Source organism: Massilibacterium senegalense (genome assembly GCF_001375675.1).
Lineage (GTDB): Bacteria > Bacillota > Bacilli > Bacillales > Massilibacteriaceae > Massilibacterium > Massilibacterium senegalense.
On record NZ_LN831786.1, the window covers coordinates 61,965 to 74,812 of the forward strand.

The 12,848-nt window shown below is 35.2% G+C and carries 14 protein-coding genes; all 14 read left to right on the plus strand.

Annotation, left to right across the window (positions count from 1 at the left end; all coding sequences use genetic code 11):
- Window positions 1–2: 2 nt before the first annotated feature.
- On the plus strand, window positions 3–1,217 hold the full coding sequence (locus BN1372_RS03710; RefSeq protein WP_062197513.1) for an ABC transporter permease: 1,215 nt from the start codon (window positions 3–5) through the stop codon (window positions 1,215–1,217).
- A gap of 61 nt (window positions 1,218–1,278) precedes the next feature.
- Entirely contained in the window at window positions 1,279–2,187 is a 909-nt protein-coding gene (locus BN1372_RS03715) for a DMT family transporter (RefSeq protein WP_062197514.1), read from the plus strand.
- 180 nt (window positions 2,188–2,367) lie between these two features.
- Window positions 2,368–2,745: a rhodanese-like domain-containing protein gene (locus BN1372_RS03720; protein WP_062197515.1), complete on the plus strand. Its 378-nt coding sequence runs from the start codon at window positions 2,368–2,370 to the stop codon at window positions 2,743–2,745.
- 15 nt (window positions 2,746–2,760) lie between these two features.
- Window positions 2,761–3,063, plus strand: a complete 303-nt coding sequence (locus BN1372_RS03725; RefSeq protein WP_062197516.1) for a rhodanese-like domain-containing protein — start codon at window positions 2,761–2,763, stop codon at window positions 3,061–3,063.
- Window positions 3,064–3,076: 13 nt separating this feature from the next.
- Window positions 3,077–3,646, plus strand: a complete 570-nt coding sequence (locus BN1372_RS03730) for a sulfurtransferase TusA family protein (RefSeq protein ID WP_407656431.1) — start codon at window positions 3,077–3,079, stop codon at window positions 3,644–3,646.
- Between the two features lie 43 nt (window positions 3,647–3,689).
- Window positions 3,690–4,085, plus strand: coding sequence for a DsrE/DsrF/DrsH-like family protein (locus BN1372_RS03735; protein WP_062197518.1), 396 nt, complete (start codon window positions 3,690–3,692; stop codon window positions 4,083–4,085).
- A gap of 26 nt (window positions 4,086–4,111) precedes the next feature.
- Entirely contained in the window at window positions 4,112–4,339 is a 228-nt protein-coding gene (locus BN1372_RS03740) for a sulfurtransferase TusA family protein (RefSeq protein ID WP_062197519.1), read from the plus strand.
- A 146-nt stretch (window positions 4,340–4,485) separates the two neighbouring features.
- Window positions 4,486–6,684 (plus strand): MMPL family transporter, encoded by a 2,199-nt coding sequence (locus tag BN1372_RS03745; protein ID WP_062197520.1) that lies wholly within the window; start codon window positions 4,486–4,488, stop codon window positions 6,682–6,684.
- A 515-nt stretch (window positions 6,685–7,199) separates the two neighbouring features.
- Window positions 7,200–7,769, plus strand: coding sequence for a TetR/AcrR family transcriptional regulator (locus BN1372_RS03750; protein WP_062197521.1), 570 nt, complete (start codon window positions 7,200–7,202; stop codon window positions 7,767–7,769).
- A 139-nt stretch (window positions 7,770–7,908) separates the two neighbouring features.
- On the plus strand, window positions 7,909–8,532 hold the full coding sequence (locus BN1372_RS03755) for a phosphatase PAP2 family protein (RefSeq protein WP_062197522.1): 624 nt from the start codon (window positions 7,909–7,911) through the stop codon (window positions 8,530–8,532).
- Window positions 8,533–8,709: 177 nt separating this feature from the next.
- A complete protein-coding gene (gene hemE, locus BN1372_RS03760; RefSeq protein WP_062197523.1) occupies window positions 8,710–9,750 on the plus strand; it encodes a uroporphyrinogen decarboxylase in 1,041 nt (346 codons plus the stop codon).
- 10 nt (window positions 9,751–9,760) lie between these two features.
- Window positions 9,761–10,699, plus strand: coding sequence for a ferrochelatase (gene hemH / locus BN1372_RS03765; protein WP_062197524.1), 939 nt, complete (start codon window positions 9,761–9,763; stop codon window positions 10,697–10,699).
- A 4-nt stretch (window positions 10,700–10,703) separates the two neighbouring features.
- On the plus strand, window positions 10,704–12,110 hold the full coding sequence (gene hemY, locus BN1372_RS03770) for a protoporphyrinogen oxidase (protein WP_062197525.1): 1,407 nt from the start codon (window positions 10,704–10,706) through the stop codon (window positions 12,108–12,110).
- A 103-nt stretch (window positions 12,111–12,213) separates the two neighbouring features.
- A complete protein-coding gene (locus tag BN1372_RS03775) occupies window positions 12,214–12,789 on the plus strand; it encodes a TetR/AcrR family transcriptional regulator (RefSeq protein WP_062197526.1) in 576 nt (191 codons plus the stop codon).
- Window positions 12,790–12,848: the final 59 nt, after the last annotated feature.

The following is a 12,848-nucleotide window of genomic DNA, read 5'->3' on the forward strand; positions in this document are numbered from 1 at the left end:
AAATGATAAATGTAAAAGAGTTATGGAAAAAAAGGTTTGATGAAACGAGACAAGAGATTTCTTCATATGCTAGATTGATGTTTAATGATCATTTTATGATTGTGATTTTGTTCATGTTAATTGCAGGTGCATATTTATATCAACAATCATTAGATAAGATGTCACCAAGCTTTCCATCTAGCATCGTGATAGCGGTTATTTTAGGACTTGTTATGGTCATTACTCCTATTTATACGATGTTAAAAGAACCGGATTTAGTGTTTAGGTGGCCGCAATCCCATCATATGCAACCATATTTTAATCGTACATTACTAGTTGTATCAAGTATCCAAAGTTTTATTGTCATTGTTGTGAGCTTTATGTTGTTACCGCTCTATTTGGCAAGTGAACTTGGATCGAAAAATCAGTTTTTTCTTTTATTAGCGGTGTTGCTAGCAATGAAAATCTTCAATGTGTATTGGACGTGGGTATGGAAACGTGTGTATGACGTCACACTTCACCGAATAGAACTTTTCTTTCGTTTATTGATTCATATCGTATTGCTTTATGTCATCATCGAAAAGAATTTTGTTCAAGGGATGATGTTATGGGGCATCGTAGCTGTTATTTTAACCGTTAGTTATTATGGAATGATTGTAAAAAAACATTCTTTAAAATGGGAATTATTAATCGAAGAACAAAAGACAGGAATGTTACGTTTTTACAAAGCAGCAAACCAATTTACGGATGTGCAAAAGTTAGCAATGCAAGTTCGTCCAAGAAGATATATGACATGGGTGCTAAAAAACGTTCCATTTCAACAACCATATACATACCTTTATATGTATACACGTGCTTTTTTACGTGCCGGTGATTACTTTGGCATGTATATCCGATTAACGGTATTAGCGTTCATTATTGCATCATTTACTAATCAATTTTATTTCTTATTAGGTATTCTGATTGCAACCGTTTATTTAATAGGCTATCAATTAATTCCGTTATATCGTCATTATGATCACTCTATGATGGTACAATTGTATCCAGTGAAAGAAGAAGATAAAAAAATTGCGTATATTAATTTTATTTTAATGTTGCTTATTATCGAAACGATTCTTTATTCTGCCCTCGTTTGGATATTTACGAAAAGCTGGGTAGATGCAGCGAATATTTTATTTTTTGCTTCGATGTTTTCTTTCTGGTTTGCCTTTAAATACATAAAAAAACGGATTGATTAATCCCTTGTTACGTTTGTAATAAGGGTTTTTTCTTGCATTACGGAAGGAAAGGAGCAAAAAAGTGAAAAAAATTTCTGCTTTTTTAGTTTTACTAGGGGCTATTTGTTATGGTGCTCAATCATCTATCGTCAAAATTTTATATGACTATGGTTTAACGATGTGGCAAGTGCTTTTTTTAGAATATACGTTAGGTAGTATTATTTTTTTACTATACGTGTTGGTGAAAGAGCGAAAAGCGTTCTTTTCTTTAACATGGGTGGAAATTGTAAAATTATCCTTATTAGCCATTTTAGGTCCGGGGTTGACGAGTGTTTTTTATTATTTAGCATTAACGTATTTGCCAGCTAGTTTAGGTGTTATTTTTTTATTTCAATATTTACTTTTTATCATTTTATTTGAAAAATTATTTAATCGTTCGGTATTATCATTGTTACAAGTAGCAGCTGTTATGCTTATCTTTTTAGGTACCTTTTTAGCTGTAGATGGATTTTCGATGAACGTATCATCTTTCCATTGGAAAGGTGCAATATTTGGTGTTTTTTCTGCTTTCACGTATGCTATTTTTTTATTCTTTACCGATAAAGTATCGACGATTTCTACACCAGTAGTAAGAAGTACAATCGTTGCAGTAAGTATTATGATTGCTGCAATGCTAATTAAAAATCCAATAGAAGTGTTTTCTAATATTGAGCCTAGTATTTCTACGTTTTTATTATTGGGTATTATCGTCACGTTAATGGGACAAGTAATTCCATTAATTGCGTTTAATATTGGTGTTCCGAATGTTGGGAGTCAACTAGCTAGTATTTTAGGTGCAGTAGAATTACCAGCCGCCATTATTTTTTCCTCCATATTACTAGCGGAACAAATTAAAATGACACAATGGTTCGGAATTATACTGATTACACTAGCAATCATTGTTTCAGAAATAAAATTTACTCTAAAAGGAAAGAAAGAAAAAAGTCGTTGAATTATGAAGGGAAGGAGTGTGCTTTCCATACGGATTTTACGAATCGTGTAGAAGAATAAGGAAGGACAATTCAAATGAGTACAATCCTTTTTAATTTTTAAAAATAATAGTTGACATTTTTGTGAACTCATAATAATATACCTATAGGGGTAATGGTAGTAAGGAGGTTGGAGATATAAAATGGGATTTGAAATAGGAATTATCGCGCTCGTAGTGATTTTTCTCCTCTACAAAATAATGCCTGCTAGAGGAGTTCAACATATATCTGCTGCTGAGCTTGAGGAATGGTTAAAAACAGAAAAAAATGTTCAATGGCTTGACGTACGTACACCGCAAGAATTTAAAAGTGGGCACGTTCGCGGATTTAAAAATATTCCATTACAAGCTTTGCATGCAAAAGCAAGTACATTAGATCCAAATAAAAAAACGATCATTATTTGCCGAAGCGGGAACAGAAGTAATACGGCTTGTAAAATGTTAAAAAAGAAGAATTTTGCACAAGTTATTAATGTTAAAGGTGGCATCATTCAATACCCAGGTAGAATTGTTCAAAAGTAAGGGGAGAGGATTTACATGAACACAATTACAGTGCAAGAAGTAGAAGAGTTAATCGCGAACGGTGTTCCAGAAAACGTTGAATTAGTAGACGTACGTGAACCGTTTGAATTAGCAGCAGTAAAAATTCCAGGTGTAAAAAACATTCCACTAGGGGAACTACCAGCACATCTCGATGAATTTAAACCTGGAAAAACATACATCATGATTTGCCGTAGTGCAAACCGCAGTGGAGTGGCAACAAATTATTTGAACAGCTTAGGTATGAACGCAACGAACATGCTTGGGGGAATGGTTGCGTGGGCTGGACCTGTAGAATAAGGAGGGAATTGTGTTGAGTTTAAAAGCTGACCAAACACTTGATTGTAAAGGACTTAGCTGTCCAATGCCAATTGTTAAAACAAAAAAAGCAATTGATGCAATGCCTGTTGGTGAAGTCTTAGAAGTACAAGCAACAGATAAAGGTTCTTTAGCTGACTTACAAGCTTGGGCCAAACGTACTGGACATAATTATTTAGGTACATTAGAAGAAGGAGATGTATTAAAACATTACCTTCGTAAATGTAATGTGGACGGGGAACGAGAAGAAATGAAATTTGCGAACACTGTCCAAAACGATGAATTAAAAAGCAAATTAGGGGAAAATATTATCGTTTTAGACGTACGTGAAGAAGCAGAATATTTCTTTAGTCATATTCCTAATGCAGTTTCTATTCCACTAGGAGAACTAGAAGAAAAAGCAAATGATTTAGATAAAGAAAACGAAATTTACGTTATTTGTCGTACAGGCAATCGTAGCGATTTAGCTTGTCAACAACTAGATGAAAAAGGGTTTAAACATATATTTAACGTTATTCCAGGTATGAATGAATGGGATGGTCCCACAGAATCAGACAAAGAATAATGTTGAAAAATAAATGAATCAAACAATTAGGAGGAAGATGATAATGAGTAAAAAAGTAGCGATTATTGCAGCAAACGGTGGATTATTTGATGCATACAAAGTATTTAACATTGCAACAGCGGCAGCAGCAACAGATTCTGAGGTAACAATTTTCTTCACGTTTGAAGGATTAAACTTAATTCATAAACAAGGAATGCAACAATTACCAATGCCTGCTGGAAAAGAGCATTTTAAAGAAGGTTTTGAAAAAGCGAATGTACCAGCAATTCCTGAATTAGTTGAGATGGCAAAAGATCTAGGTGTAACATTTATTGCTTGTCAAATGACAATGGACGTAATGGGCTTAACAAAAGAAGACTTTACAGATGGTATTGAAGTAGGCGGAGCAGTAACATTCCTAGAATTTGCTGGAGAAGCAGACGTAACATTAACATTCTAACTTTAAAATGAGGGGGCATTTTATCAATGAATAGCGATTTTTTTGTAGATGCAACAGGACTTAGTTGTCCAATGCCAGTAGTGAAAGCGAAAAAAGGGATCGATACATTACAATCAGGTCAAACGCTTGAAATTCATACAACAGACCAAGGTTCAAAAAGTGATTTAACAGCTTGGGCAAAATCAGCTGGTCATGAGTTAGTGAATGTAGAAGAAGTAGATGGCGTTTTTAAATTCTTTATTAAAAAGGCATAAGTGGGATTTTCCCTCTTATGCTTTTTTTATGAAAAGGCAGAGAAGAGAAATCAATTGACACTTTTGTCGGAATCATATACCATAACGTTAGATTATTTTTTTATTACTATTTCCGACACTTTTGTCGATTTGGAGAGGTGACACATATGTTTAATATAATCCACAAAATTACTGACTTTTCAAGCAGTAAAAAAGGAGCAAAGTTAGTTGTTCTTTTTTGGATTATTCTTGCCGTTGTGCTAAGTGGCGTAACAGAAGGCGCCAAAGCATACAAAACTGGTTTGAATACAACTGGTTTACCCGATGATGCAAAATCAGTGATTGCATCTGAAAAAGTGGACCAGTATTTTAAGGAAGATACGGGTGTACCTGCATTGTTAGTCTTTTATAAAGAAGAAGGACTAACGAATGAAGATGTAGAAAAAATTTCATCTATTAGTAAAACGATTGAAGATGAAAAGTTTGATACGGTAAAAGAAGTAGTACCTGTATATAATCTTCCGCCACAAGCATTAGGACAATTCATGTCTGAAAATAAAAAAGCGATGATTTTGCCAGTTATTTTGAAAGACGAATTAGAACGCTCTGTGATGAGAGATACTGTTAAAGAAATGAATGGACTTGTCAAAGATGAGTTAGGAAAAAATAGCGATATTACATTTAAAACAACTGGTCCAGCAGGAATTGTATCAGATATGTTATCACTATTTGCAAGTGCTGACATTGTCTTATTATTATCTACCGTTGTTTTAATTTTTGTCTTATTAATTATCATTTATCGCTCTCCAATTTTAGCATTAGTACCATTAATTGCAGCAGGTATTATTAATCAAGTAGTAGGACAAACGCTTGGCTTTTTCGGAAAAGCTGGTATGTTAATTGAAAGTCAATCATTATCCATTATGTCAATCTTATTATTTGCTGTGATTACCGATTATTCCTTATTTATCGTTTCTCGTTTTAAAGAAGAGTTAGTAAAAGAAGAAAATAAATTTGTTGCGATGAAACGTGCGATGAGAGAAGTAAGTGAAGTAATCTTCTTTAGTGGAAGTACCGTTTTAGCAGCAATGCTTATTTTATTTGCAGCTATCTATGTACCATATCAAAACTTTGCGCCGATTTTCTCGGTTGCACTTGTCATTATTTTGCTTGCTGGTCTTACATTACTTCCAGCGCTATTCGTTTTATTTGGTAGAAAAGCATTTTGGCCAGCCATTCCAAAAGTTGGCGCTCAAAAACTTGAGAAAAAAGGATTTTGGGACAAGTTTGCAGCTGGTGTGACGAAACATCCTGTTACAAGTGGAATAGTCGTTGTCGCATTGTTAGTTGTGTTCTCTTTAAATGTGTTTAATATTCATTATTCTTTTAACTTAATTAAATCATTCCCAGACGATATGGAATCACGGGTAGGATTTGAATTGTTAGAAGAAAACTATTCACCAGGTGATTTGGCACCGATAAAAGTTGTGATAGAATCAAACGAAGCTTTAACAATGGACCAAATTAAACATATACAAAAAGAGTTAGAAAAACAAGACGGTGTTGCCTCAGTGACACCAGCGTTCTCCAATCCAATGGAAGAAGCCCGTTTTAAAGAAGAATCGATGCGTAACAATGATAAAGTTGCGAAGATAGAATTAACATTTGAAAACAATCCATACGACTTAGGAACGTTAGCTCAACTAGATAAAATAAGAGATAACGAAAAAGATATCATGAAAAAAGCAGGATTAGCCGATGCTTCCCTTCATTTTGCAGGGGAAACAGCAACACAAGCAGATACAAAAGCAGCAAGTGAGCGAGATACGATGGTAGTTGCTATTTTAATCACGGTCTTAATCACGTTGTTACTTGGTTTCCAAACAAAATCGCTTATTGCACCAATTTATATGATGATTACTATTCTTTTCTCTTTCTTTGCCGCACTTGGTATTAGCTCCTTTATTTTTGATAAAGGATTTGGTTTAGACGCGATTAGTTATCGAATTCCATTATATTCCTTTATCTTCTTGGTGGCATTAGGTGTGGATTACAATATTATGTTAATCTCACGGATTAAAGAAGAAGTAAAAACTCATCCAATTAACGAAGCAATTGAAATTGGTTTAGCGAAAACTGGCGGGGTTATTTCATCAGCAGGATTAATTCTTGCCGCAACATTTGCCGTTTTAATTACACAACCAATTATGGAACTTTACATGTTTGGGGCAACGGTTGCTATCGGAATTTTAATCGATACATTTTTAGTGCGTACCGTACTTGTACCATCGATTATGATGAAACTTGGTAAGTGGAGTTTATGGCCACAAAAATTAGAAATTTCAAAAGAAAAAGTAGAAAAATAAAAATAGGTAGTTAGTCATGCGTTTTTGTAACGTGTACTACTTAACTAGAAAGCATTTGATAATAGAGAAAAAGAAAACTCTTTTATTAGATGCTTTCTTTTTTTTTAGAGTATGATGCTTGTCGCCCTAACCTGAGCCTCCTCTGCTTTTTTATGTAATCCAGCTCTGGACGCTAGTGGCTCGAGTCATAAGCTGTATTGCTCCATGAGGAAAGACCGCCTCATTCCGCAATCCATCTTATGCTTGTCGCCCCAACCCGAGCGTCCTCCGCTTTTTTATGTAATCCAGCTCTGGACGCTAGTGGCTCGAGTCATAAGCTGTATTGCTCCATGAGGAAAGACCGCCTCATTCCGCAATCCATCTTATGCTTGTCGCCCCAACCCGAGCGCCCTCCGCTTTTTTATGTAATCTAGTTCCGAGAGGCTACGGACAGAGCCTTCCTCCACTTTTTTGTGTGTTTGTGGTTGTGCTTTGTGTTATAGTGGTTATAAGACGTTTAATAAGGTGAGATTATCATGGCCCGTAAAAAATTAGAATACAATGAGCTTATGGATGCTACAGAAAAGTTATTGCTTGAACGAGGATACGGTGGATTTAATTTTTCCGTTTTAGCACAAGCTTTAGGGATTGGAAGAAGTACATTATATGAATATTATTCAGCAAAAGATGAGTTAATTGCTGAGTATATGAAAAATGTAATGGACAATTTTAATTGCGAATTACGTTCTATTTCTCTTCAGCAAGATGCAAAAGAACAATTACAAGCATTAATTAATTTAATGTTAAAATATTCACAAATCCATAGCATCATTAAAATATTACCTCTATTAGAAAATAATTCAGAATCAGTCATTCAAATGAAAGAACAATTTAAACAAGAGCATTTGGATATCTTACAACATGTAAAAGATATAATCGAGAAAGGGAAACAAGACTTGGTTATACGTTCTGAAATTCCAACAGACATTCTTTCTATGTTGTTGTTTAATACGATTAATGATGCTGGCTTTTTGCCTGTTGATCCAGAAGTATGGGCAAAGTGGATTTGGGATATCCTTTATAAAGGAATAGAACCTAGAGTATAGAATTAAAAGTAAATAATATGCCGAAACCTTCATTTCATATAGAATGAAGGTTTTTTTATGTTCGTATAATAATATAAGCGTTGCTTAAGGTACTTTAGTATAATAAAAAATATCGCCTAGGAAAGGGGAGGTTTATTTGATGAAAAAAAGAAAACAGGTAATCGGGATTGCAGCTTGGGTTAGCGCAGTCGTTATCCTTATTTGGCTAGCGAGCGTCGTACCAAAAAAAGGTCCCATGTTGTTCGATGAGCAAGTCATACGTATCATAGAAACGTTTCAGTCTAATTGGATGACGAATGCGATGGAATGGATTACAGAACTTGGTGGGAAGCCATTTCTTATTTTTGTTTTGCTTGCGGGTACTGCATTCTTTTTGTTTATTTATCGCTCTTATTTCATAACGATTTTATTTGTGATTATAGTGCCCCTTAGCGCCCAGTTAAATCATATGTTAAAACAAGTGTTTGTTAGAGAGCGTCCAGCGATTAATCCGTTAGTAGATGCGGTTGGTTACAGTTTTCCGAGCGGTCATTCAACAAGTTCGATGGTTGTGTATGGATTTTTTATTTTTATTTTTCAACAAAGTGAGTGGAAGTATAAAAATATAGCCATTGTTTTTTTGGCGCTTTTCATTTTACTAATTGGTATATCAAGAATTTATTTGCATGCGCATTATCCAACTGACGTGCTTGCGGGATTTGCATTTGGTTTTATTATTTTCTATCCGTGTACTCGCTTGTTCCACTTATTAAAGCAACGATAATAAGGGGGAAAGGTTACCATTTTTTTCAGAATTCTCGGCAAATTTTCGACATTTGTTCATTCTATATACATAATTGGTGAATAAACGATATAGTAGGGTGTAGAAACATGACTTTTCTGTCGGTTTTTAATACAATGTAATGGGGAAAGAGGAATATTTCGAGAAAGGTGTGGACCAATGACTAAACAATTTAACGATCGTTTTATTAAGGCTTGTAGAGGAGAACAAACAGATTATGTCCCAGTATGGTATATGAGGCAAGCGGGGCGTTATCAACCAGAATATAGAGAAATTCGTTCAAAATATACATTTTTTGAGGTTAACCATCAACCAGAAGTAGCTGCGGAAGTAACACGTCTTCCGGTGGAGCAATTAGGAGTAGATGCAGCTATTTTATTTGCGGATATTATGACACCACTTCCATCACTTGGTATTCAAGTAGATATTGAATCAGGAATTGGCCCTGTTATTGACAATCCAATTAAAAATGAAGAAGATATCGACAAATTAGGAATTTTACAACCAGAAAAAGACGTTCCATATATTATGGAAACGATTCAATTATTACGTGAACAACTAAATGTTCCTTTAATCGGATTTGGTGGAGCGCCGTTTACGTTAGCGAGCTACATGATTGAAGGTGGACCTTCTAAAAATTATAATAAAACAAAAGCATTTATGCATAGCGACCCAAAAGTATGGGGAAAATTAATGGACAAATTAGCCGACATGACAGTGGCTTATTTATCTGCTCAAATTGATGCTGGCGCTCAAGCAATTCAAGTATTTGATTCTTGGGTTGGCGCGTTAAGTAAAGAAGATTATGCAAAATATATTAAACCTGTGATGCACCGTGTCTTTGAACAATTAAAAGGAAAAGGTGTGCCACTCATTATGTTTGGTGTAGGAGCTAGTCATTTGATTAAAGAATGGAATGAGCTTCCGGTAGATGTACTTGGCTTAGATTGGCGTTTAAGTGTGAAAGAAGCACGGGAAATGGGTGTAACGAAAACGTTACAAGGAAATTTAGATCCTGCGTTGCTATTAGCACCTTGGTCTGAAATTGAAAAGAAAGCAACTGAAATTTTAAATGAAGGTATGGAACAACCAGGCTTTATTTTCAACCTTGGCCATGGATTATTCCCACAAGTAAAAGTAGAAACCGTTCAACGTTTAACAGAATTCGTGCACGAATACTCGTTCAAAAATAGAAAGTAGAGGGATAGCGATGGAGAAAAAAGTAATTGGATTACTTGTTATGGCGTACGGTACTCCACGCAGCACAGAAGAGATTGAATCTTACTATACACATATTCGTCGTGGACGACGCCCAAGTGATGAACAATTAGGAGACTTAACGAGACGATATGAATCAATTGGGGGAGTTTCTCCGTTAGCAAAAATTACCGACGAACAAGCGATAAAACTAGAAAAACGTTTAAATGAGCTTAGTGATGAAGTGGAATTTAAAATGTATTTAGGATTAAAACATATCGATCCATTTATTGAAGATGCTGTTCGTCAAATGAAAGACGATGGCATCGAAGAAGCAGTGGCAATTGTTTTAGCACCTCATTATTCTACTTTTAGTGTGAAGTCGTATAATGGTCGAGCAATAGAGGAATCGGAAAAAATTAGTGGCCCTAAAATTTATGCGGTTGATAGTTGGTATAAAGAATCGAAATTTATTCAATATTGGGTAGAACAAATTAATGACACCATGAGAAAGATGAGCGAAGAAGAAACAGAAAAAGCAATCGTTATTTTCTCTGCACATAGTTTGCCAGAACGAATTATTAAAATGAAAGACCCTTATCCAGAGCAATTAAAAGAAACAGCTGATGTAATTGCGAAAGAAGTAGGAATTCCTCATTATACAATCGGTTGGCAATCTGCTGGAGCAACACCAGAACCATGGATTGGTCCAGATGTTCAAGATTTAACACGGGATTTATATGAACAAGGATATCGCTCGTTTGTATATTGTCCAGTTGGATTTGTAAGCGAGCATTTAGAAGTGCTATATGATAATGATTACGAATGTAAAGTAGTAACAGATGAACTAGGAGCAAATTATTATCGTCCAAAAATGCCAAACGCAGATCCATTATTTGTGGATGCGATGGCAACGGTTGTGTTAAATAAGCTACAAGAAGAAAGTAAGTGATCGTATGGCGAAAAAGGTATTTATTATTGGTGCTGGTATTACTGGACTAACTACTGCTTATTATTTGCAAAAAGCAGCAAAAGAAGAAAATATACCAATCGATGTAACGCTAGTAGAAGCAACAAATCGTATTGGCGGACAAATGCAAACGGTTGTGAAAGATGGTTTTGTTATTGAACGTGGTCCAGACTCCTTTTTAGTTCGGAAAGAAAGTGCTTCCCGTTTAATTCGGGAAGTAGGGCTAGGGGACGAACTTGTTCGAAATGCGACCGGACAATCGTATGTTGTAGTAGGAAGTGAGCTTCATAAAATGCCAGAAGGCTCTTTTATGGGGATTCCAACACAAGCTGGACCGTTTATTGCTTCTGATTTATTTTCCTGGAAAGGAAAATTACGTGCAGGATTGGATTATATTTTGCCACATGAAAAAGAAGAAGGAGACCAATCAGTTGGGAATTTCTTCAGAAAACGTTTAGGAAACGAAGTCGTTGAAAATTTAATTGAACCATTGCTATCAGGTATTTACTCTGGGCATATTGACCGATTAAGTTTACGGGCTACTTTTCCACAATTCGAAAAGGTAGTAGATAAAAATCGCAGTCTTATTCTCGGAATGAAAGATGCGATGCCAAAACCTAAAAAAGCACCAGCGGATCAACCGAAGAAAAAAGAAGGTATTTTTTATACAGTCAAAACAGGATTAGAATCGGTTGCAAAGGCTATTGGTTCTCAATTAGATACCGAATCTATTTTATTAAATACATCTGTTTCTTCTATCGAAAAACAAGAAGAAGGATATAAAATTACGACAGATGATGGCAGAACGTTTGACACGGACGATGTTGTATTAACTGTTCCACATCATGTAGCAGCAAACATCTTAAAAGGGTTCCAAAAGCAAAAAGAGTTAGCGTATGCGCCACTTGGTTCTGTTGCAACCATTGCGATGGCTTTTGATCAAGACGCGGTCGAAGATGATGTGGATGGTACTGGATTTGTCGTATCACGAAATTCTGATTATACGATTACGGCATGTACTTGGACACATAGAAAATGGCCGCATTCTACACCTGAAGGAAAAGTGCTACTTCGTTGTTTTGTCGGACGAGCAGATGATGATGTGATTGTCGATGAAGATGACGATACAATCGTACAAACAGCTATTCGTGATTTAAATAAAGTAATGACGATTACAAAAAAACCGGAATTTTCTATCGTCACAAGATGGAAAAAAGCACGACCACAATATGTGGTTGCTCATAACACACGTATCGAACATGTAGAAAAAGAATTAGAAAAAAATTGGCCAAACGTATATATTGCAGGTTCGTCTTATCACGGGGCGGGCATTCCAGATTGTATCGATCAAGGAGAAAAAGTAGTTCAAACGATTCTAGAAAAAATGCGCTAAGTTATAGCGCATTTTTTTATTGCTTTTTATATAAAAAGGTGGTAATATGTGTATGTGAATATATGACTAAATTGGTTTTTTGGTCATATAGGGAGGTGAGAACATGACCGTCGATCGAAAACAATCTATTTTAGAAGCAGCCGCAAAATCGTTTACGTTATTCGGATATAAAGCAACAACGATGGATCAAGTAGCTAAATTAGCGAATGTAGGAAAAGGAACGATTTATAATTTTTTTAAAAACAAAGAAGAACTTTTTAATGAAATTATTGAATCATTAATTATCGAAACGCGTACAATTGCAGAAGATAGTATTTCTAAAGAAGAACCGTTTCATAAAAATTTACATCGTGCCTTGTATCGTATTTTAGAATATCGAAAAAAGCATCAATTAACGATTAAGTTATTCCAAGAACAACGTGAAATTGGGACAGTTGTCGTGCAAGAGGCAATGAATCGGTTAGAACAAGAAATTTTATCATTTCTTCGCACATACGTACAAAAAGCAATTGATAAAGGCGAAATAAAGCAATGTGATCCAGAATTTACTGCTTTCTTATTGCTTCGACTGTATGTGTCGCTCATCTCTGATTGGGAAAAAAATCATGAGCCGTTTTCAAATGAAGAAGTGTCCCATATTTTTCAACTGTATTTAATGGAAGGATTGTCGACAAGATAATCCTTTTAGTTAGCAATGATATGACTGAATGAGGAAAACGGTCATATATTTTAAAGGGA